16 protein-coding genes are annotated in these 21227 nt (G+C 72.2%); 11 read left to right on the top strand and 5 right to left on the bottom strand.

The window, feature by feature from the left end; genetic code table 11:
* Positions 1 to 102: 102 nt before the first annotated feature.
* Positions 103 to 639 carry a tyrosine-type recombinase/integrase gene (locus HNR10_RS30910; RefSeq protein WP_312889016.1) on the bottom strand — a complete coding sequence of 179 codons (537 nt, stop codon included), beginning with the start codon at positions 637 to 639 and terminating at the stop codon, positions 103 to 105.
* On the bottom strand, positions 542 to 1024 hold the full coding sequence (locus HNR10_RS30915; RefSeq protein ID WP_246407761.1) for a hypothetical protein: 483 nt from the start codon (positions 1022 to 1024) through the stop codon (positions 542 to 544). Before HNR10_RS30915 ends, HNR10_RS30910 begins: the two co-directional genes overlap by 98 nt.
* 180 nt (positions 1025 to 1204) lie before the next feature.
* Between HNR10_RS30915 and HNR10_RS00390 the strand changes: the two genes are divergently transcribed.
* The 5 genes from HNR10_RS00390 (at position 1205) to HNR10_RS00410 (ending at position 7565) form a co-directional block, all read left to right on the top strand.
* Complete coding sequence (locus tag HNR10_RS00390) at positions 1205 to 1537, top strand: PadR family transcriptional regulator (protein ID WP_179819898.1); 333 nt, start codon at positions 1205 to 1207, stop codon at positions 1535 to 1537.
* On the top strand, positions 1534 to 2940 hold the full coding sequence (locus HNR10_RS00395; RefSeq protein ID WP_179819899.1) for an NB-ARC domain-containing protein: 1407 nt from the start codon (positions 1534 to 1536) through the stop codon (positions 2938 to 2940). The genes HNR10_RS00390 and HNR10_RS00395 overlap by 4 nt, the downstream gene beginning before the upstream one ends.
* Before the next feature lie 167 nt (positions 2941 to 3107).
* Positions 3108 to 4703 (top strand): Mu transposase C-terminal domain-containing protein, encoded by a 1596-nt coding sequence (locus tag HNR10_RS00400; RefSeq protein ID WP_179819901.1) that lies wholly within the window; start codon positions 3108 to 3110, stop codon positions 4701 to 4703.
* Positions 4700 to 5455 (top strand): ATP-binding protein, encoded by a 756-nt coding sequence (locus tag HNR10_RS00405; RefSeq protein ID WP_179819903.1) that lies wholly within the window; start codon positions 4700 to 4702, stop codon positions 5453 to 5455. The genes HNR10_RS00400 and HNR10_RS00405 overlap by 4 nt, the downstream gene beginning before the upstream one ends.
* Positions 5448 to 7565: a hypothetical protein gene (locus HNR10_RS00410; RefSeq protein ID WP_179819904.1), complete on the top strand. Its 2118-nt coding sequence runs from the start codon at positions 5448 to 5450 to the stop codon at positions 7563 to 7565. Before HNR10_RS00405 ends, HNR10_RS00410 begins: the two co-directional genes overlap by 8 nt.
* A 123-nt stretch (positions 7566 to 7688) precedes the next feature.
* On the opposite strand, the gene HNR10_RS00415 is transcribed toward HNR10_RS00410, so the two are convergent.
* The 3 genes from HNR10_RS00415 to HNR10_RS00425 all read right to left on the bottom strand — a co-directional run bounded on the left by HNR10_RS00415 (position 7689) and on the right by HNR10_RS00425 (position 11918).
* Positions 7689 to 9404 carry a carbohydrate-binding protein gene (locus HNR10_RS00415; protein WP_179819906.1) on the bottom strand — a complete coding sequence of 572 codons (1716 nt, stop codon included), beginning with the start codon at positions 9402 to 9404 and terminating at the stop codon, positions 7689 to 7691.
* Between the two features lie 195 nt (positions 9405 to 9599).
* Positions 9600 to 10280: a pentapeptide repeat-containing protein gene (locus tag HNR10_RS00420; protein WP_179819908.1), complete on the bottom strand. Its 681-nt coding sequence runs from the start codon at positions 10278 to 10280 to the stop codon at positions 9600 to 9602.
* Between the two features lie 63 nt (positions 10281 to 10343).
* Positions 10344 to 11918, bottom strand: a complete 1575-nt coding sequence (locus HNR10_RS00425; protein ID WP_179819910.1) for a PucR family transcriptional regulator — start codon at positions 11916 to 11918, stop codon at positions 10344 to 10346.
* Positions 11919 to 12203: 285 nt separating this feature from the next.
* Between HNR10_RS00425 and HNR10_RS00430 the strand changes: the two genes are divergently transcribed.
* The 6 genes from HNR10_RS00430 to HNR10_RS00455 all read left to right on the top strand — a co-directional run bounded on the left by HNR10_RS00430 (position 12204) and on the right by HNR10_RS00455 (position 21115).
* A complete protein-coding gene (locus tag HNR10_RS00430; protein ID WP_179819911.1) occupies positions 12204 to 13073 on the top strand; it encodes an FAD binding domain-containing protein in 870 nt (289 codons plus the stop codon).
* Positions 13064 to 13582, top strand: a complete 519-nt coding sequence (locus tag HNR10_RS00435) for a (2Fe-2S)-binding protein (protein WP_179819913.1) — start codon at positions 13064 to 13066, stop codon at positions 13580 to 13582. The genes HNR10_RS00430 and HNR10_RS00435 overlap by 10 nt, the downstream gene beginning before the upstream one ends.
* Positions 13575 to 14930, top strand: a complete 1356-nt coding sequence (locus HNR10_RS00440; RefSeq protein ID WP_179819915.1) for an 8-oxoguanine deaminase — start codon at positions 13575 to 13577, stop codon at positions 14928 to 14930. Before HNR10_RS00435 ends, HNR10_RS00440 begins: the two co-directional genes overlap by 8 nt.
* Positions 14930 to 17365 (top strand): xanthine dehydrogenase subunit D, encoded by a 2436-nt coding sequence (pucD, locus tag HNR10_RS00445; RefSeq protein WP_179819917.1) that lies wholly within the window; start codon positions 14930 to 14932, stop codon positions 17363 to 17365. The genes HNR10_RS00440 and pucD overlap by 1 nt, the downstream gene beginning before the upstream one ends.
* A gap of 221 nt (positions 17366 to 17586) precedes the next feature.
* Positions 17587 to 19023 (top strand): NCS2 family permease, encoded by a 1437-nt coding sequence (locus HNR10_RS00450; protein WP_179819919.1) that lies wholly within the window; start codon positions 17587 to 17589, stop codon positions 19021 to 19023.
* Positions 19024 to 19222: 199 nt separating this feature from the next.
* Complete coding sequence (locus HNR10_RS00455; RefSeq protein ID WP_179819921.1) at positions 19223 to 21115, top strand: serine/threonine-protein kinase; 1893 nt, start codon at positions 19223 to 19225, stop codon at positions 21113 to 21115.
* Positions 21116 to 21227: the final 112 nt, after the last annotated feature.

The following is a 21227-nucleotide window of genomic DNA, read 5'->3' on the forward strand; positions in this document are numbered from 1 at the left end:
GCGTGACCGTAGCCAACCGCGTGCTGGGTGTGCGCGCCTGACCGAAGTCGGCCATCAGAATTCGATGGGCTGGCCTGCGCGACGTGCTGACGCCGCGTGTGTTCACTCGTCAGTGGGCAGGTGGGCCACGGCCGCTTCCAGGTCGGCTTGGGTGGGCAGGGTGTAGCGGCGGGTGGTCTCCAACCGCTTGTGGCCCATGAGCTGGGCCACGGTCACCACGTCCACCCCCGAGCGGGTCAGGTTGGTGCCGAAGGTATGGCGCAGGACGTGCGCCGACAAGGCGGGTCGGCCGTTCTCGTCGACCACGTCGGCATCGGCGGCGAGCTCGGCCAGGAGCAGGTTCACCGCCCGATCGGACAACCGGCCGCCGCGCCGGTTGAGGAACAGCGCCGCGGTGTCGACGCCCGGCCAGAAGGTGCGCTCGCGCTTCCACTCGGCCACCGCGGCGCGCGCCGCGGCGTCGGTGAGCGGGACGGTGCGCGAGTCGTCGTTCTTACCCGCCCGCACGATCACCGTGCCCTTGCGCGCGGAGAGCGGCACGTCATCGACGTCCAGGGCGACGAGTTCGCTCACGCGCAGCCCGGAGTAGAACAGCAGCCGTCCGATCGCCCGGTCGCGGGCGAGGGGGCGTTTCTCCACGGCGCGCAGGAACCGCTTCTGCTCGCGGGCCCCGAGTGCGCGGGGGGCGGTGGCTGGCGGCTCGTCGCGGCCCACGGCGGCGGGCCCCGAGGTGGGTGAAGAAGTGGTCCAGGGCGACCAGGTGGGCGTTGGCCGTGGCGGGGGTGCGTTTGAGCACGGTCTTGAGGTGGGCGCGGTAGTCGCGGGCGGCGAAGTCGCGCCCGTGCTCGTCGGTGAGCGGATCGCCCCCGGCCGGGGCGGCGTCATCCAGCCAGGCCAGGAAGGAGCGCACCCGGCAGGCGTAGGCGCGGCGGGTGTGGGCGTCCAGCGGTGCCCGCTCCAGGGCGGCGGCGTAGCCGGTGAACACCGTGGCGTAGACGACCGGGACGTCCTGGCGTGGCGGCATCGGTCGGCGCCTCCCTGATATCAGAAGTGGTTCCGGGCCCCTGGACCTACCCCGGCCCCGCGATATCAGAACCCGGCATAGCTCCTGGCTTCTGATACTGCTGGGTATCAGAAGAAAGGACAGGGAATGGTGACCTCAGGGAAAGCTCCGCCTCTTACGCTAGATGTATAGAGTTAGAGGATGCCGAGATTCCGAGTCACCGACGCGACCCTGGACGTCCTGGAGGTCCTGCTGTCCGGCGACGATGAACTGTACGGACTCAAGATCGCCAAGCAGATCCAGCGCCCCACCGGAAGCGTCTTCCCGATCCTGGCCCGCCTGGAGGACCACGGCTGGGTCGTCTCCGAATGGGAGAGCGGCGACCGCGCCGAACGCGGAGCCCGCCGGCGCCTGTACCGGCTCAACCCCGACGGTCTCTCCCAAGCCCGCATTCTGTTGGCCGAACGCCGCGGTGAACAAGCAACCATCCGATGGAACCCGGGCCTGCGCCCCAGGTGGGAAGGCCTGACGTGACCACAGCTCTCATCATCTTCCTCGCCACCGCGGTCGCGCTTCCCCTGCTACTCAACGAATTCGGGGAGTGGGCTCCGTGGCTGGCCGTGCGGCTCGTGCGCTGGACCGCGCGGCAACTCGGCAGCCGAACCGATGCTGATCGCTACGCCGAGGAGTGGGAAGGCAACCTCAACGAAGTCCCGGGCAAGCTCGCCAAGCTGGCCATCGCCATCGGGATCATGGCCTACGCCCCCCGACTGCGGGGATCACTCAGGTGGAGCCGTGCACGGCGGCTGGAGTCCAGAGCTCCGATTCCACGCTCGCTGACGGGGGCCTTTGTGGGGCGCGAGGCAGAGCTCGAAGCCATCGTAAAACACCTCCGACGCCGATTTAGAAGCAGAGGACGAGCTGGTCGAGTGTCCGTGCTCGCGGGAATGGGTGGAATCGGTAAGACGACCCTGGCCGCTGCCTGCGCCACCAAACTTGCTGCTTCCTTCCCTGAAGGGGTGTTGTGGCTCTCCCCGGCCGAACGCGCTGATCTCTCCCCCGTTCTCGCTCTGCTCGGGCTCGCCAAGGCCGACATCCCCCAGAGCCAGACCGAGCAGATGTCGTTGCTGTGGAGGCACACAGCAGGTCGACGCGTTCTGGTGATCCTCGACGGCGCCGGAGAAGGCAGAGAAGAGAACCAGGGCCTGGTCCGCCTGCGGCTGATGGATGCCCGGTGCTCCGTCCTTGTCACGACACGCGACACTCGATTTCTGCAGTCGGACAGCCGCTGGTGGAAGGTGGTGCCGGTCAGGCAAATGACCCGACGTGAGAGCTTCGAGTTGCTCCGTGCACAGGGCCTCGCCGGGCTGGGCCACTCAGACCTCAATCTGGTCTCCGCGAGGCTGGGGGACCTGCCCCTGGCTCTGGTGCTGGGCGCAGCGTGGATGCGTGTCAGCAAGATGCCGGTGTCCGAGTACATCAAGCGCTTCGATCAGGCGTATGAGGCACTGGAGAGTCAGCCGCGTACGCCCGATACAGCCCGACCTGCATGGGAGACCACGCCCGTAGTCGGCCTTACGTGGGAGATCTCGCTGGGAAGCCTGAGGAAGCACGATCCTGGAGCACTCGCGCTGCTGCAACTGTGTTCCTGCACCGATGGCAGCCCGCTCCAGCGTCGGCAACTGGCCTCCGATGATGCGCTTCCGCTCCCGCCTGAGCTGAAGGCCACCGTCAACGATCCTGTCGCCTACAGGCGGATGCTGTGCAGCATCGCGCACCACTCACTGGCCGAGGTCGACTACGCCGATGAGTCGATCCACCTGCACCGACTCCTTCGTCTAGTAGTCGCGGGTCGGATGTCCGAGACCGAACGATCGCTCTTCGAGGAAGCCGTGGCCCGGATGGGAATCCCAGGGGATTCGCGTGAGTGGGAGTAGTGCCTTGTAGATGCCATCCCAGTGGTTGGAGAAATACCACCACCACGAGCCGCAGCCAACGCGCCCACTGGCCCGCCCCGGAGAGGGCGGGCTTTCGTGTTTCCCGGACACACCACCACTGGTCGGCGCATACTCGACTCGAAGACCGCGCGCTGGAGGTGGTAGCGGTGAGCCGAGTCGATCCCGAGAAGCGCCGTGCGGCGACCGTCCGGTTGCGCCAGCTCGCCGACGCCGAACAGCTCACCGCCCGGCACGTGCGCCTGGTCGCCGAGGGTTGCGGGGTCAGCGAGCGCACCGTGTGGCGGTGGATCGCCCCCCACACACCGCAGGACGACGGACGGGCCCGGCCCGGGTACCGGCTCACCGACACCGACCGTGCCGCCTACGCCTTCTACCGCGGCAATGCCACCGCCGTGCACCGCGCCCGCAGCTCCGTCACCAGAGGCGCGACCGCGCCGGCGGGCGTCCCGGTCCCCGACTCCCTCACCCAGGGGTGGCAGGGCGCCCGGCCGGTGTCCGTGCACACCCTGCGCCGCGCGTTCGCCGCCCAGCTCACCGCCGCCGAAAGAGCCCTGTGGCAGAGCGGGGAGAACGCCCGCCGCGACGCCGATGTGTACCTGTCCCGGCCGCCGTCGGTGCGCAACCAGGTGTGGGAGGCCGACCACAAGCAGCTCCCGGTCCTGGTGCTGCCACCGCGCGGGGGCGCGGTGCGCCCCTGGATGACCACGATCGTCGACGACGCCACCCGCGCCCTGGTGGGGTGGTCGATCGCGCTGACCCCGCACACCGGAACCGTGCTGGCCGCGATCCGAGCCGGGCTGGTCGAGGATGCCGAGCGGGGCCCGTTCGGGGCGGTCCCGGCGCTGGTGCGCATCGACCGCGGCCTGGAGTTCGCCGCCCGCCCGGTCACCGAGGCCCTGGCCGCCATGGGGGTGGACGTGCACCGGCTACCCGCCTACACCCCGCACCGCAAGGGCAAGGTCGAGCGCTTCCACCGCACCCTGGAACAGATGCTCCTGTCCGCTCTGCCGGGGTTCACCGGCGGCCCCCGCGACGCGGCCGGGCGCCTGCACGGACCCCTGGACGACCGCCCCGCCGCACGGGCGGCGGCCGAGACCGCCCAGGTGCGCCCGATGGGCATCGACGCCCTGGTGGCCTGCATCAGAGACTGGGTCACCTGGTACAACACCGCCCACGCCCACTCCGCCCTGGGCGGCCGTTCCCCCGCCCAGGCGTGGGAGGCCGACCCCACCCCGCTGGCGCGCATCAGCGCAGAGCGGCTGCGCCACCTGCTGCTGGCCGAGGAAGAGCGCGTCGTGGGCAAGGACGGCATCCGCTGGGAGCGCATGTCCTACCTGGCGCCCGAACTCCTGGGGCGGCGCGGCGAGCGCGTCCAGATCCGCTACATGCCCCACGACAACCGCTCCATCGAGGTCTACACCGGCGGCGAGCACCTGTGCACCGCCCACCCGCAGGCGCACCTGACCCCCGAACAGGTCCAGGCGTTCCGCACCGCCCAGAAGGAGGAGGCGCGCCGGCTGGCCGCCGCCCAGCGCCGCTCGGCCCGGCGCTCGCGCACCGAGCTGGCGCCGATGACCGGCGCCGCCCCCGCGGCCGAGTCCCGGCTGCTGCCCGCCGAAGACGGTGACGAACTCGCCCGCCGCCGCTCCGACCAGGCACTGGCGGCCAAGTCCAGCACCAGCCTGCTGGGCCTGGTCGACCCCACCGTCCACCCCGTCATGGAGGAGAACCAGAACCCGTGAGCGCACCCGCCCACTTCATGGGCCTGACCGGAGCCTCCACCCTCAACACCCGCTCCTTCCAGCTCACCCGCCGCGCCGTCACCGACCTGGTCGCCCACCAGGCCACCGGCGTCATCTACGGGCCCGCCGGGACCGGCAAGACCTTCGCGGTCCACGCCACCGTGGCCGAGCACGCCCACACCCAGCCGGTGGTGCTGGCCTTCCCCTCCCACCCGTCCATGCGCGTGGTCGCCGACGAGCTGCTGTTCGCCCTCACCGGGGAACGCGCACCCGCGCGCCGCAACCGCTTCCAGCTCGTCAACGCCCTCATCGACCACCTGTCCGGCCTGTCCCGCCTGGTCGTGGTCGACGAGGCCCAGCGCCTCAACGGCGACTGCCTCGAACTCCTGCGCCACCTGCACGACCACCCCGACACCCGCTTCGCGCTGCTGTACGCGGGCGGCAACGGCTGCTGGGAGGTGCTCTCGCGCGAGCCGATGCTGCGCTCGCGGCTGTTCCGCATGGTGCCCTTCAAGCCGATCCCGCGCCGCGACGTCGCGGCGCTGATGGGCGCCTACCACCCCATCTACACCCAAGCCCCGCAGGAGCTGCTGCTGGAGGTCGACGACACCTTCGCCCACGGCACCCTGCGCGACTGGGCGTCCTTCACCCACACCGCCGCGGCGCTGTGCACCGAGGAGGGCACCGACACCCTGGACGCAGCGGTGCTCGCCAACGCCTACGCCCTGCTGGGCGGGGGAGCCGATGCGTGAGCTGACCCTGGTCCACAACGCCGGGGACGAACCGCTGCCCGGCATCCACCACGAGCGCCCGGGCAGCGCGTTGGGCGCCCGCCCCCACCTTGTCGTGCACCCTACCCCGCAGGCCACCGGGTCCCTGGCGCTGGTCCGGGACACGATGCGCGCCCTGGGCAAGGACCCCCGAGCCCTGCCCGCGGGCACCCCTGGAGAGCTGTGGCGGCTGGCGCGGGCCTGGATGCGCGCCCACGGCGTGCGCCACGTGATCGTGGACCGCGCCCACCTGCTCGCCGACGAACAGATCCGGGCCCTGGCCGAGGTGGAGTGCGACCTGACGCTGATCTGGAGCAACAGCCAGGCGCCCCGCATCCCATCCCTGGAGCGGGATCGGGACCTGCGGGTCCAGAACGCCTACACCTTCGCCGTGACCTTGGGCGGCGCCCTGCGCCAAGGCGCCGCACCCCCCACGCCGCCGCCGACGGTGGACGTCCCGGACCTGCCCCTGGTCGACTTCCCCCGGTTCCGCGCCGCCTGCCGGGACCGGCTCGGGCGCGCCGCCTTCGCCCGCGTGGACGAGATCTACCAGGCCACCCTGGCCCGGACCCTGGACTGGGAGCAGGGCGCCCGTGGCGGCGACTTCACAGTCGCGTTGACCGCCTACCTGCGCGATGACCTCATCGGGGCGCTGGTCGACCCCCACCTGGCCCTGCTCCGGCTGCGGGCCGCCCAGGCCGCGCTGCTGCGCACCGGGTGGCTGCTGCGCTGGAACACCACCCGCCTGGGCCCCGACCCCGCCGCCGCGCTGCGCGGGCACCTGGACCTGACCCGCACCCACCGGCTGTACCGGCACTACCGCACCGACCATGTCGCCGCCACCGCCCTGGCCCTGCACCTGGACCAGGACCCGCGGTTCTTCGACACCATCACCTGCCAGGACGTGACCCCCGCCGGGCAGCTCCAGTGGCAACACCCCCCTACGATCCCCGTCCACCCCACGCGCTACTCCATCCGCCGGCGCCGCCACCCCCCGCTTCCCGAGCCCAGGCGCGACCGCTACGGCACCGAGTACGAGGAACTCACCGGCACGGTGCGCCTGCCCGCGCACATCCGCCTGTTCATGGCCGCCCACCTGGCCCACCGCCACCACCAGGGCGCCCTGGACATCGACCCGTTCTTCGTCCTTCGTCCACCCCGACTACGTCAGCTTCCCCGGCGGCCGCAGCCCCGTCCCCGGGCTGCTCACCGGAGTCCGCGCGCTCTGCCGCGACCTGTTCGTGGACCGCCCCTGGACGCACTCCACCCGCTGCCAGGACGGCGATGGCAGGACACCCCGCCTGGGCGGGTGGATGCGCCTGCGCGGACTGTCCCTGTCCCGCCTTCCCGGAGCCCGGGGATGAAAGGGTGGGCGCTCCAGGAGCGCATGGCCCAGTGCGGGGTGACCGTCCGCGAGGTCGCCGACCTGCTGGGCGTGCACCCCCACCAGTTGGACCACGACTCCCTGCGGGGCCTGCCGGAGCTGTCCGCGCGGGTGCTCATCGACCTGGCCCGCCGGTTGGACCTGCACCCCGCCGACCTGCTGCCCGACCTGGAGCCGCTGCTGGCCCACCACCGCCAGGACGCCGGACACGAACCGCAGGCCCCCGCGGCAGCGGCCGACGCGCGGGTGGTGCTGGCCGCGCTCGCGCACGCGGGCACCCCCGTGCACACCTACACGCTGTGCCAGGCACTCGACTGGCCGCACCCCCGGCTCAAGGCCGCACTCGACCACCTCCAGGCGCACCCGGACGCGGCCGGTGCTTGGGCGGTGCGCCGCACCGGCGCACACACCTACGTCCTGGGGACCCGGATGGACCTGCTCACCGCCGACCAGCGGTCCGCGCTGGAGAAGGCCGCCGGGCGGGTGATCCCGATCGGAGCCGAGGAAGCCGGGGTCCTGGCCGCGCTGCTGGGGTTCGGCCCCCCGCCGCGCGGCGCGGACTCAGACGCCGGCGCCCGGGGTCTTGCTGAGGCCGGTCTGGCCACGGGCACCGCCGAGGGCGGGTTCGCCGTGGACCCGGACGTCCGGTTCAGTCTCTTCCCCGAACACTCACCGTCAGCGGGAGAGGAGGCAGAGGGTGGGCACTGACATGTTCGTGCTCGCACCCACTGACAAGTTGGTGCTCGATCCACTGACATCCCCGTGCTCGTCAACAGCAGCGGGCCCCGCCGCCGCGACGGGGCCCGCTGCCGCGCCCGGGGCGCGTGGGCCTCAGGACAGGGTGATCCGGTCGATCTCGGCGTAGCCGGTACCGCCCTCGAAGTGGGGCGAGCCCTTGGCCAGCCGGATGACGTTGTATCCGGCGTCGAGGTCGACGGTCACGCTCGTCGTCGCGAACTGTCCCCACCCGGCGGTCGGCGGGTAGGAGACCGTGGACCAGTCGCTGCCGTTGTAGGCCAGACCGTGCGTGGAGGTCGCCCCGGTGCCGTTGGCGTAGTCGATGGTCATCGTGTAACTGCGGGCCTCGGGCACGTTGACGGTGAAGTCCACGAAGGAGTCCGAGCGCATGTCGGCGTCCCCGTCGATCCCGCCGACGTAGTAGCCGTTCGACGCCTCGCCGGAGGACCTGGTCTGCGCGTTGACGACCGTGGCGTTCTCCGCCTCGTACACCTGCTGCCAGGACGTGGTCGGGCCGCCCGCCGGGGTGACCAGGAGCTGGTAGGCGCCCTCGGCGTCCATACCGTCCACGGGAACCGAGATCCGGCCGCCGGAGACGGGCATGGTCGCCTCGCGGACGAGGGTGGGCTCGGCGACGTGGGTGTGCCGGCCCGAGCCGGGGGTGGACAGGATCCGCACGTCGACCGAGAAGCCGAAGGAGCCCAGGCCGGTGACGTCCACGGTGTTGTCGCCCCAGTCGCCGCCGAAGGCGACGTTGACGATCTGGCGGCTGGAGTCGTAGGAGGCCACGCCGTCCAGCCAGCTCTCCGGCGTCGTCGCCACGATGTTGCCGGTCATCTCGCCGTACCAGCGGTAGAGCCAGTACGACGCGGTCGGCTCGTTGTCCAGGGTGAACAGTCCGTCGAAGGTGCCGGCCTCGAACCAGTAGGCGCGGTGCGCCTCACGCGCCCCGTGGCGCTCGAACGCGCTCATCCAGTGCAGGGCCACGCTGGGGATGTCCATCTGGTTGAAGCTGTTGTACTCGTTGATGGCGATGGGGCGCGGCGAGATGCCGAGCCGCTCCTCGATGGCGCGGTAGTCGGCGACGTGGTCGTCGAAGGAATCCCAGTTCATGTCGCCGAGTTCGTGCCACACGATCACGTCCGGGACCGTGCCGGTGTCGCGGGCGTGGGACATGAAGTCGAGCATGTCGTCGTGGCGGTAGACCGACGGGCTCGGTCCCACGATGGGGGTGACCGGGTCCAGGGAGCGCACCAGCTCGTAGGTGCGGGTCCAGCCGTCGTTGAAGGATCCGGCCTCCTGGGTGTCCCAGGTCCAGTCGGGCTCGTTCCACAGCTCCCAGCCGTGGATGTTGGTCGTGTCGGTCGCGGCCAGGCGGTCCTCGACCATGGTCGTGACCTTCTGCTCCCAGTCGGCCCAGCCCTGCCACTCGTAGGGGAAGGTCGGGTAGATGTCGGGCAGGCGGATGAACTGCTGGGCGCCGGCCCTGGTGATGTTGTGCCCGACGTCGAGCGCGTCGCAGCACGGTTCGGTGGCGCCGTTGCCCAGGTGGGTGGTGCCGGGCGGGGGCTGGGTGAAGCTGGTCGGGTTCAGCGGCAGCAGCATGTCCGTGGTCGGCTCGGAGTCGGAGCCGACGCCGTAGAGGCCGCCGGAGGCGACCTGGGTCGCCGGGCGCACGACCTGCCCGACGTCGACGGTGAGGGTCAGGTCGGCGGCGCTGGCCGGGGAGGCGGGGCCCGCGACGGCGAGACCGGCGAGCAGGGTGAGGGCGGACAGGCGCGCGAGCGCCCGTGTCAACGGGGGGTTCATTGTTCTCCTCAAGGAGGTGTCGAACCGGTTCGACAACCCGGTTCGCGACCGACCGTAGTTTCGAACGCCGTTCGCTGCAAGACATCTTCCGGACATGTCCGGCGGCGGGACGCCGAAGCGGACCCGCACGTCAGCGCCAACGCCCGGGAGCGCCCTCGCGCCCCGCTCCCTCCGCCCGCTCTCCCGACCGGGCGCCTACTCCACGACGGTGATGCCCAGCGCTCCCAGGATGAGCCCCGCCTGGGCCGGACTGATGGTGGCTCCTCGCAGGTAGCCCGCCTGGTCCAGGCCCAGCTCACCGAGGTCGGCGCCGCGCACGTCCGCGCCCGAGAACCTGGCGTTGACCAGGTTCGCGCCGCGCAGGCGCGACTCCACCCACACCGTCTCGCGCAGGTCGGCACTCGCCAGGTCGGCCTCGTCCATGCGCAGCCCCTCCAGCGTCTGTCCGCGCAGCGACAATCCCTTGCAGCGGGCCAGCATGAGGTTGCAGTGCGCGAAGGAGTACCCCACCCCGCGCAGGGACGTGAGTCCCGCCCCCGTCATCCGGCAGCCGGTGAACGCCGCGTCGGTGAGCAGCGCGCTCTGCCAGCGCGTGTTGGCCAGGTCCACCCGCTCGAAGCGGGCGTCGGAGCACTCCGCCCCGGCGAAGGACGCCCCGGCGGCGCTGCCGCCCTCGAAGCGCGCCTCGTCCAGGAGCGCCCGGTCCAGCCGGGCGCCGTCGAGGCGGCAGTCGGTGAAGACGGCCTCGACGAGGTCGGCCTCGCGCAGGTCCGCCTCGGTGAGGTCGCAGCGGACGAACACCCGCGAGTCGGGCAGCATGTGCCGGTCGATGCCGGAGAGGTCGGCGTCGGCGGTCTCGGTCGGTTGAGTACTCATCGCGCGCACCCTAGCCGTCCCCGGTGACAGAACCGGGGACAGCGCGCTCGGCCGCCGGCGCGCTCAGTCGCGCAGCTTCAGTGCCAGGAACAGGTCGACGCGGTGTTCGAGGCTGCTCATGTCGCGCCCGGTCAGCTCCTCGACCCGGCCGATCCGGTACCGCAGGGTGTTGACGTGGACGTGCATGGCCGCGGCACAGCGCTGCCAGGAACCGGAGTGCTCCAGGAACCGCTCCAGGGTCGTCACCAGCTCCGACCGGTGGTCGCGGTCGTAGGCGACCAGGGGGCCGAGCAGGCGTTCGCGGTAGGAGGTCTGCACCTCCTCGGGCACCGAGGCCAGCAGCAGCTCGTGGGAATCGATCTCCGCCCCGGCGATGACGCGTGAGCGCCCGCCGCGCAGCTCGGCCAGGCGGCGGGCGTGCCGGGCCTCCACGGCCGCTCCGCGCAGCTCGGGCACGCCGTGCGCGGCCGAGCTCAGGCCGATGGCGAGCCGGTAGTCCAGCAGCCCGCCCTCCAGGACGCGCGCCCGGTGCACGAGCTCGGACCGGATCTCCTCGGCGCGCTCGCGCGCCCGGGAGTCCCCGCCCTCGACCGGGACGACGGCCAGGGTGTCGTTCTCGCCGGTCACGACCGCGCCGGGCCAGTCCGCGACGAGTTCGGTGAGCACCCGCCGTGCCAGGTCGGGCACGCGCGGTTCCGGCATCATCACGGCGCTGACGACCACGTGCCCCGCGTCCTCGGTGCCGGTGGCCACGCCGGTGCCGTCCATGAGCGCGGTGACCTCGTCGAAGCGCTGGGCGGCCAGCAGGCGCGGCAGCCCCTCCAGGTGGCGGGCGTCGGTCAGGGCGCGCTCCTCGACCCGGCTGCGCGCCAGCACCGACACCGACACGAGTTCGGCGACGGCCTCGTGCTCCTCGTCGCCCCAGACCTGGTGGTCGCCCGTGCAGACCAGCAGCCAGTTCGACAGGGGGTGGGAGTCCTTGGCCTGGACGGGTACGACGGTCAGTACGCGGCCGCCCTCGACGGGCAGGCGGGTGGTGTGGGGGAAGGCGGACCAGGTCAGGGCTCTGGCGGCGATCCACTCGCGGTCGTGCTCGGGCAGCGGCTGGGTGGTCGCGGCCACGTGGCGGCCGGTCGAGGAGATCACCCAGGCGCGCATCGAGGCGTGGGTGGCGGCGTCGGCGAAGGCGGAGGGGAAGTCGGCGCCAGCGGCGACCTCCGCCATCAGGCGGCGGTGGCGGTCGCGGGTCTCGGCGATGGTGGTGAAGCGGCGTTGGGTGAGCGAGCGCAGGACCTCTTCGGTGACCGCGCCGAAGGAGGTCTCGGAGGGGACCTCGATGAGCGGGATGTCGTGCTTCTGGCAGGCGGCCGGCAGGTCCGGGGGGATCTCGCCCAGGGCGGTGCCCGCGCCGATCGCGACGGCGCCGGCGCTGACGACGGAGGCCACGAAGGTCTCGGAGTCCTCGGGCCGGGTGCGCCACATCATGCCGGTGAGGACGAACTCGCCACCGCGCAGGTAGCGGGCGGGCTCCAGCAGATCCGTGGTGTAGGCCCAGCGCACGGTGCGGTGCTGGTGCTCGGCTCCCGTCAGGAACCGCAGGTGCAGCCGCTTGACGGCGACCAGCTCACTGATCTGCATGGATGTCCTTCTCAACTCTCGTGGGCGGGCCGCGGCCCGCGGGTGGTGCGCGCGTGCGCTGACGTGCGCTCGGGGCGGTGGCCGCCCCCGAAGCGGAGTGTTCGCCTGATCGTCGCTTGTAGGAAACGACCAACGATAACTGTTCGTTCCACTGGCACTTCATGGCATCACGTGCTAGTTGGACGCCCTGCCTCGGTGGTGTACTTCACACCACTACCTGATTTACCGAGGAGTTGCGCAAACCGACCGCTGACCGACCTGACCTGGCGAGCAACGAGGACAAGCATGGAATTCCTGAGTCCCTCCACACTGGAGGAGGCGCTCGAGGCCAAGAGCGCCCACCCTGACGGAGTCCCCATCATGGGCGGAACCGACGTCATGGTGGAACTCAACTTCGACAAACGGCGCCCGTCGACCCTGATCGACCTGGCCCGCGTGCCCGAGTTGGGCGAGTGGGGCACCGACGGCGACCACACCCGCCTGGGCGCGGGTGTGCCCTACTCCAAGATCGTCGAGCACCTGTCGCGGAGCGCTCCCGCTCTGGCGAAGGCCTCGCGCACCGTGGCCTCCCCGCAGATCCGCAACCGCGGCTCCGTGGGCGGCAACCTGGGCGGCGCCTCGCCCGCGGGGGACGCCCACCCTCCCCTGCTCGCCACCGACGCCGTCGTCGAACTGGCCTCGGTCCGCGGCCGGCGGCGGGTCCCCGCCCGGGAGTTCTACCTCTCCCTGCGCAGGACCGCCCGCCAGGACGACGAGCTCATCACGGCCGTCCTGCTGCCCGAGCCCAAGGGCCCGCAGCAGTTCGCCAAGATCGGCACCCGCAACGCCATGGTCATCTCCGTGGCCGCCTTCAGCCTGGCCCTGGACGCGGAGAAGCGCACCGTGGGCACGGGTCTGGGCTCGGTGGCCCCGACCCCGATCCGCGCCGAGGAGGCCGAGGAGTTCCTGGCCGCCGAGTTCGACTGGGAGGGCGCGACCCTGCCGTCGGAGAGCCTCGTGCGGCGCTTCGGCGAGCTGGTGGCCTCGGTCACCCGCCCCATCGACGACCAGCGCGGCACCGCGCAGTACCGCACCCACTCCATGGCCGTGATGGCGCGTCGCGCGCTGACCTGGTCGGCCACCGAGTACCGGAAGGGAGTCACGCGATGCGCGTGAACGTCAACGTCAACGGCGAGGACATGACCGCCGAGAACGTGTGGCCGGGCGAGAGCCTGCTGTACGTCCTGCGCGAGCGCCTGGGCCTGCCGGGCAGCAAGAACGCCTGTGAGCAGGGCGAGTGCGGCTCATGCACCGTCTACTTCGACGGTGTGACGGCCTGCTCGTGCATGATCGCCGCCGGGCAGGCCGAGGGCCGCGCGGTACGCACGGTCGAGGGTCTGGCCGAGGAGCCCGGCAAGGGCTCGGACCGCACCCTGGGCACCGTCCAGGACGCGTTCGTCGAGGCCGGCGCGGTCCAGTGCGGCTTCTGCACGCCGGGCCTGCTGGTGCAGACCGACGACCTGCTGGAGCGCACCGTGGGCGCGGGCAAGGGCGCTCCCGACGACGCCGAGATCCGTGAGGCGCTGGCGGGGAACCTGTGCCGCTGCACCGGCTACGAGAAGATCATCGACGCCGTGCACATGGCCGCCGCGCGCCGGGCCGAGAGCGGAGCAGCGCATGAGTGACGTGACCGTCATCGAGGGCGCCCACGTCGTGACCGTGGACGGCGGGGAGTACGCCGAGGGCCACATCGTGGTGCGCGACGGCCGCATCGGGGCCGTCGGGGCCGGTCCCGCCCCCGAGATCCCGGGCGCCCAGAAGGTCGACGGCCGCGGCTGCCTGGCGACGCCTGGCCTGGTCAACACGCACAACCACCTCTACCAGTGGGCCACCCAGGGGCTGTTCGCCGACGGGACCCTCTTCGAGTGGCTGGTGGGTTCGTACGAGATCTGGCACCGCCTGGACGCGGAGGTCGTGGGGAACACGACGTCGGCGGGGATGAGCCACCTCGCGCTGTCGGGGTGCACCACCGCCTCCGACCACCACTACATCTTCCCCTCGGGCCGGGGCGACATCGTCGCCGCCGAGGTGGCCGCCGCCCGCGAGGTCGGCATCCGCCTGGACCTGGCCCGCGGGTCGATGGACCGGGGCCACAGCTCCGGCGGCCTGCCGCCGGACAGCGTCGTGGAGAGCCTGGACGAGGCGCTGCGCGCCACCGGCGCCGCCATCGACACCCACCACGACGCGTCCTTCGACGCGATGACGCGCGTGTCGGTGGCGCCCTGCTCGCCGTTCTCGGTGAGCCGGGAGCTGATGGTCGGGGCCGCCGAGCTGGCCCGCGCCAAGGGCGTGCGCCTGCACACCCACCTCGCCGAGACGCTCGACGAGGAGGAGAAGTGCCTGGCCGAGTTCGGGTGCACTCCGGTGGAGTACGCGGAGAAGCTCGGCTGGCTGGGCGAGGACGTGTGGTTCGCGCACGCGGTGCACCTGTCCGACGCCGCCATCGCGCGGATCGCGGCCACCGGTACCGGCATCGCGCACTGCCCCACCTCCAACGCCCGGCTGGGTGCGGGCATCTGCCGCACCACGGAGCTGCTGGAGGCGGGCGCGCACGTGGGTCTGGGCGTGGACGGCCCCGCCTCCAGCGAGCTGACGCCGCTGGCCGGGGAGATGCACCAGGCGCTGCTGATGGCGCGCGCCCGCAAGGGCCCGCAGGCGCTCAGCGCCCGCCAGGCCCTGCACATGGCCACCCTGGGCGGCGCCCGGGTGCTGGGCCGTGACGCCGAGCTCGGCTCGCTCACCGTCGGCAAGCTCGCCGACATCGCCCTGTGGCGGGTGGACGGGTTCGGCTACGACGTGATCGACGACCCGGTGGTCGCGACGGTCTTCGGCCCCACGCCGCCCCTGGAGCGCCTGCTGGTCGGCGGCCGTACCGTCGTCGACCGCGGGGAGCTCCGCACTCTGTCCGCCGACACCGCCGCCGCGCGCGGCCGGGCCGCGCACCGCGCCCTGCTCCAGGAGGTGAACCGCTGATGGCCACGACGACCGCCCCGACCGTCACGGATCTGTCCAGTACCACCAGGGACGGCCTGGGGTCGAGCCCGCGCCGCCCCGACGGCACGCTCAAGGTGACCGGGGAGTTCGCCTACTCCTCGGACATGTGGATGGAGGACATGCTGTGGGGGATGACCCTGCGCAGCCCCCACCCGCACGCGAAGATCCTGGGCATCGACATCACCGAGGCGCTCAAGGTCCCGGGTGTGGAGGCCGTGCTCACGCACGAGGACGTCCCCGGCGCCAAGTGCTACGGCCTGGAGTACAAGGACCAGCCGGTGCTGGCCTTCGGCAAGGTGCGCTACAAGGGTGAGCCGGTGGCCCTGGTGGCCGCGGACCACCCCGAGACCGCGCGCCGCGCCCTGGAGCGGATCAAGGTCGACTACGAGGTCCTGCCCCCGGTCAGCGACTCGCGCCGGGCCGCCCTGGACCCGGAGTACCCGCTGGTCCACGAGGAGGGCACCCTCAAGATCCACGAGGAGTACCACCAGTCCGGCAACCGGGTGCGCTACCAGCCCATCCGTACCGGTGGGTTCCGGGACGTGGCCGGGGAGAGGGAGCGCGAGCGCGAGGTGCTGGACGCCCTGCGCGCCCAGGCCGACGCGGTCGTGGAGACCGAGTACGAGGTCGGGATGCAGGACCAGGCGTTCCTGGGCCCCGAGTCCGGCCTGGCCGTGCCCGAGGAGGACGGCGGCGTCCACCTGTACGTCGCCACCCAGTGGCTGCACAACGACCTCTGGCAGATCGTGCCGTGCCTGGGCCTGCCCGAGGACAAGGTGCGGATGACCATGGCGGGGGTCGGCGGGGCCTTCGGCGGCCGCGAGGACCTGTCGATGCAGATCCACGGCGCCCTGCTCGCGCTGCGCACCGGCAAGCCGGTCAAGATCGTGTACAACCGCGAGGAGTCCTTCTACGGCCACGTGCACCGCCACCCGGCCAAGATGCGCTTCGAGCACGGCGCCAAGGCCGACGGCACCCTGCTGTACGCCACGCTGGAGATCATCGTGGACGGCGGCGCCTACGCGTCGGCGACGCCCGCGGTGGTGGGCGTGGCCTCCTCGCTGGGCATCGGCCCCTACGAGGTGCCCAACGTGCTGGTGGACGCCTACGGGGTGTACACCACGAACCCGCCGTGCGGGGCGATGCGCGGATTCGGCGCGGTCCAGGCGTGCTTCGGCTACGAGTCGCAGATGGACAAGCTCGCCGAGAAGCTGGGCATGCACCCGGTGGACCTGCGGATCAAGAACGCCATGTCGCAGGGCTCGCGGATCATCACGGGCCAGGAGCTGCACAGCCCGCTGCCGATGGCGGACATGCTCCAGCGCGCCCGCGACCTGCCGATGCCCGCCGACCGCTCCGAGCTGCCCGACCCCTCCGACCTGCGCACCCTGCCGGGCGGCGTGGCCGGGACCACGCACGGCGAGGGTGTCGTGCGCGGTGTGGGCTACGGCGTCGGTCTGAAGAACCTGTGCTTCTCGGAGGGCTTCGACGACTACTCCACGGCGCGGGTGCGGCTGGAGATCGTGGCCGGCGAGCCGAACGTGCTCGTGCACACCGCCGCCGCCGAGGTCGGCCAGGGCCTGGTCACCGTCAAGGGCCAGATCGCCCGCACCGAACTGGGTGTGGAGAACGTGGCCATCAACCCGTCCGACACCCGGGTGGGCTCGGCCGGCTCCTCCTCCGCCTCCCGCCAGTCGTACATGACCGGCGGCGCGGTGAAGCTGGCCTGTGAGGCCGTGCGCGCGTCGGTGTTCGCGATCGCCCGGGAGCGCGGCGTGGTCCCGGCCGACCGGAACGACGCGGACCTGTCCCTGGCGGGCGGCAAGCTGGTCTCGGCGACCGACGGCGTGCTGACGTCGCTGGCCGACCTGCTGGGCGAGTCCGCGAGCGGCGGCACGGTGGTCGAGGAGACCCGCGAGCACCACCACCGCCCGACGGAGATGATCGACCCGGTCCTGGGCCAGGGCTCCTCGCACACCCAGTTCGGGATGTGCGTCCACCGCGCGGTGGTGGACGTGGACGTGGAGCTCGGCCTGGTCAAGGTCGTGGCCCTGGACGCGGTCCAGGACGTGGGCAAGGTGCTGCACCCGCAGCAGCTCGCCGGTCAGATCCAGGGCGCCTCGACGCAGGGGCTGGGCCTGGCGCTGATGGAGGAGATCCAGGTCAAGGACAGCGAGATCCGCAACCCGTCCTTCACCGACTACCTGATCCCGACGATCCTGGACACCCCGCCGATGCGCATCGAGGTGCTGGAGCACCCCGACCCGCACGCGCCCTACGGGCTGCGCGGCGCGGGCGAGCCGCCGACCCTGTCGTCGACACCGGCGATCGTGGCGGCGGTACGCGACGCCACCGGACGCGCGCTGACGCACGCTCCGGTGCGCCCGGAGGACATCGTCGGCATCGACCTGTGACGGGGCGCGTCCACCGGACGCGCCCCGAAGGGGGCGGCGGGTGACGCCGCCGCCCCGTCACACCTGAACCGCCCGCCCCGGCTCCGCCGGCGCCCTCGGCACCGGGGCGGGTGTCCGGCAGGACAGCGTGGTCCTGCGCCTATGCACACCTGGCTACTTTCCGTAGTCATCCCCCCACGCATGGCGATCTTCGCCATGCTCATCTCCCTCCAGGAGGGGACATGACCAGTACCAAGGACGGTGCCGCGCCCGAGGCGCGCACCGCACCGGCTCGATCCTGGCTCGACCGCTTCTTCTTCATCAGTGAGCGCGGATCCACCGTCGGCCGCGAGATCCGCGGCGGCCTCACCACCTTCATGGCGATGGCGTACATCATCGTCCTGAACCCGATCATCCTCGGCGGCGTCCCCGACGCCAACGGGGACTTCCTCTCCCCCGCCCAGCTGACCACCATGACCGCGCTGGCCGCCGGGCTCGTCACGATCATGATGGGCGTGGTGGGGCGCGCGCCGATCGCCTGCGCCGCCGCCCTGGGCGTCATGGCGGTGGTCGCCTACCAGGCGGCGCCCGTGATGACCTGGCCCGAGGTCATGGGCCTGGTGGTCTGGCAGGGCATCGCCATCATCGCGATGGTGGTGACCGGTGTACGCACCGCGGTGATGAACGCGCTCCCGCACAACCTCAAGATGGCCATCGGCGTGGGCATCGGCCTGTTCGTGACGCTGATCGGCCTGTCCAACGCCGGCTTCGTCAGCGCGGGCGAGGGCGGCCTGCTCCAGATCGGCGCCGCCGGCGGCGGAGGCCACCTGGACGGCTGGCCGATCCTGGTGTTCGTCTCCGGCCTGGTGCTGGCGAGCATCCTGCTGGTGCGCCGGGTGCCGGGCGCGATCTTCTACGGGATCGTGGGCGCCACCGTGTTCGCGATCGTCGTCCACTACGCCGCGGGGCTGAGCGACGAGGCCTGGGGCAGCGCCAGCCCGAGCCTGCCCGGCAACCCGGTCGCGGCCCCCGACTTCGGCCTGCTGTTCCAGGTGGACATGTTCGGTGCGTGGACCTCGGCGGGCGTGACGACCGCCGGTGTCATCCTGTTCACGCTCGTGCTGGCCGGGTTCTTCGACGCGCTGGGCACGATCCTGGCCATCGGCACCAAGGCCAACATCGCGGGCGAGAACGGGCAGATGCCACGGGTGAACCAGATCCTGGTCACCGACGGCGCGGGCGCCGTGACGGGCGGTCTGACCAGCTCCTCGGCCACCCTGGTGTTCGTGGAGTCCACCGCCGGAGTGAGCGAGGGCGCCCGCACGGGCCTGGCGAGCGTGGTGACGGGGCTGTTCTTCCTCGCCGCGATCTTCTTCGCGCCGGTGTTCGGCATCGTTCCCGCCCAGGCGGCGTCGGTGGCGATGGTGCTGGTGGGTGCCATGATGATGATGCACATCCGCGAGATCGACTGGTCGGACATCTCCATCGCCATCCCGGCGTTCCTGACCATCGCGATGATGCCGTTCACCTACGACATCGCCAGCGGCATCGGGATCGGGATCATCGCCTACACGATCGTCAAGACCGCCCAGGGGCGGATCGTCGAGGTCGGCTGGCTGATGTGGCTGCTCTCGGCCGTGTTCGCCTTCCACTTCGCGATGCACGCGCTGGGGCTCTGACCACGCCCCTCCCCCAGGGGGCACCACGGGCAGGGGACCCGGAGGCCGGTTCGCACACATGTGTGGACCGGCCTCCCCTTGTGTCCGGAAAAAGTAAGGGGACTGTTACCAACGAGCAAGGATCTCCGGTGGCACCTGCCACGTCACAGTGACAGAAGAAGATCCCCACCAGCGATTCCCCGCAGACAGGGCGCACGCCATGACGACTCCCCTGACTCCCTCCGACCCGACCACCATCGGCCCCTACGCCCTGGCCGCCCGCATCGACGCCGGCGGACAGGGCACCGTGTACCTGGGGCACGCCGAGGACGGCACACCCGCCGCGGTCAAGGTGCTGACCGGGCTGTGGGGCCAGGACGGGCGCCAGCGGGCGCGCTTCGTCCGGGAACTGGCCGCGGCACGCACGGTCGCCCCGTTCTGCACCGCGGCGGTGCTGGACGCCGACATGGACGCGGACGTGCCCTACATCGCGAGCGAGTACGTTCCCGGGCCGACCCTGCGCTCGGCGGTGACGGACGAGGGCCCGCGCACGGGGGCGGCGCTGGATCGGCTGGCGATCGCGACCGTCACGGCGCTGGCCGCCGTGCACGAGGCGGGGATCGTGCACCGCGACCTCAAACCGGGCAACGTCATCCTGGGGCCGGACGGGCCCCGGGTGATCGACTTCGGCATCGCGCGCTTCACCGACGCCACGCAGCAGACGACGACCGTCGCGGGCACGCCCGCCTACATGGCACCCGAGCAGATCCAGGGGCTGCCCGCCTCCCCGGCCGGCGACATGTTCTCGTGGGCGGCCGTCATGGCCTTCGCCGCCACCGGCCGGCACGCCTTCCCCGGTGAGAACACCATGGCGGTGATCGACCGGGTGCTGGACTCCGAGCCGGAACTGGAGGGTGTTCCGGAACGGCTGCTGCCCGTGCTGGGCCGGTGCCTGGACAAGGACCCGGGGGCACGGCCGAGCGCGGTGGAGGTGCTGGACCGGCTGATCGGGCGCACGCCGTCGGCGTCCGCCCCGGTGGCCCGGACGGCGGTGCTGGAGGAGGCGTCCACGGCCGTGGACCAGGGCACGGCGCGCATCCGCGTCGGGCCGTGGATCCCGTTCGCGGGCGGGACGGCGGGGACCGTCGGGGACTCGACGGGAACCAAGGGAACCGCGGGGGCCGAGGGCGGTGTGGGACCCGAGGGGACCGCGGGGCATGCGGGGGCCGACCCGGCGGGGGCCGGGTCGCCGGCCAGTGGAGGCGCCGCGTCCCAGGGGCCCTGGGCCTCCGGTCACGGGCCCGAGGGGGCGTCGGGCACCGGAGCCGGGGGTCCCACCGGCGGGCCCGCGCACACGGGCTTCGGAAGCGAGGGCTCCGGCACGGCGGGACCGGACGCGGGCCTCGGGGGCGACGGAGGCCTCGGGGGCCACGGGCCCGGCTCCGGGGGCACGGACGGTCCGGGCGCGGGCTCGGGCGACCGCTGGAGCCCGGACTCGGTCCCGACCGAGCGCGACGGCCTCCCGGCCCAGGGCGGTCTGGCGCCCACGGCACGGATCGGCCTCCCGCCGACCCGTGCGCTGACGCGGCGCACCGCGCGGCGGCGGGCGCGCCCGGCACTGGTGACCGCGGGCATGGTGGCGGTCCTGGGGGCCCTGGCGGCGCTGCTGTTGTGGTCCTACCAGCCGAGCACGCCCGGATCGGCGGTGCCCACCGGATCCACTCCCTCCGACACGCCCGTGGACGGCGTCTCCGAGGAGCCCAGCGCGTCCCCGCGGGAGGAGGTCCCGGTCGACACGGTGGACGAGGGGTCGCAGGCGCCGGTCGACGAGGAGAGCCACGAACCGGAGTGGACCCCGCCCACGAGGGACTGCGTCGCCGACCCGCACGCCGAAGGGTGCGCGGAGACCGAACCGGACGTGTGCGAGTACGACCCCGAGTCCTGTGTCGAACCCACCGACGACGGTGACACCGGTACGGGCGACGACACCGGTGACGACGGCGGCACCGGCGGGGGCGAGGGGGACGGCACCGGCGACGACGGGACCGGGACCGGGGACACGACCGCACCGGAGGGCGGCGAGGTCACTACGACCGAGGGCGGGGAGCTCTAGGCGATGCCCTGAGCCGGTCCCGTTTCCGGGGGATGGCAGGGCGGGCGGCGCGTGGCAGGCTGGTCGGCAGTCGGGGCGGCCCCTGCCCGGGGCCCGCCCGCCCCCACCGCCG

Source organism: Nocardiopsis aegyptia, from assembly GCF_013410755.1.
Classification (GTDB): domain Bacteria; phylum Actinomycetota; class Actinomycetes; order Streptosporangiales; family Streptosporangiaceae; genus Nocardiopsis; species Nocardiopsis aegyptia.

Bases quoted from the DNA above. Each gene is read 5' to 3' on its own strand.
- HNR10_RS00390 (WP_179819898.1), top strand. From the start codon at position 1,205: ATGCCGAGATTCCGAGTCACCGACGCGACCCTGGACGTCCTGGAGGTC.
- HNR10_RS00455 (WP_179819921.1), top strand. From the start codon at position 19,223: ATGACGACTCCCCTGACTCCCTCCGACCCGACCACCATCGGCCCCTAC.
- HNR10_RS00435 (WP_179819913.1), top strand. From the start codon at position 13,064: ATGCGCGTGAACGTCAACGTCAACGGCGAGGACATGACCGCCGAGAAC.
- HNR10_RS30915 (WP_246407761.1), bottom strand. From the start codon at position 1,024: ATGCCGCCACGCCAGGACGTCCCGGTCGTCTACGCCACGGTGTTCACC.
- pucD (WP_179819917.1), top strand. From the start codon at position 14,930: ATGGCCACGACGACCGCCCCGACCGTCACGGATCTGTCCAGTACCACC.
- HNR10_RS00415 (WP_179819906.1), bottom strand. From the start codon at position 9,404: ATGAACCCCCCGTTGACACGGGCGCTCGCGCGCCTGTCCGCCCTCACC.
- HNR10_RS00425 (WP_179819910.1), bottom strand. From the start codon at position 11,918: ATGCAGATCAGTGAGCTGGTCGCCGTCAAGCGGCTGCACCTGCGGTTC.
- HNR10_RS00410 (WP_179819904.1), top strand. From the start codon at position 5,448: ATGCGTGAGCTGACCCTGGTCCACAACGCCGGGGACGAACCGCTGCCC.
- HNR10_RS00450 (WP_179819919.1), top strand. From the start codon at position 17,587: ATGACCAGTACCAAGGACGGTGCCGCGCCCGAGGCGCGCACCGCACCG.
- HNR10_RS00430 (WP_179819911.1), top strand. From the start codon at position 12,204: ATGGAATTCCTGAGTCCCTCCACACTGGAGGAGGCGCTCGAGGCCAAG.
- HNR10_RS00420 (WP_179819908.1), bottom strand. From the start codon at position 10,280: ATGAGTACTCAACCGACCGAGACCGCCGACGCCGACCTCTCCGGCATC.
- HNR10_RS00440 (WP_179819915.1), top strand. From the start codon at position 13,575: ATGAGTGACGTGACCGTCATCGAGGGCGCCCACGTCGTGACCGTGGAC.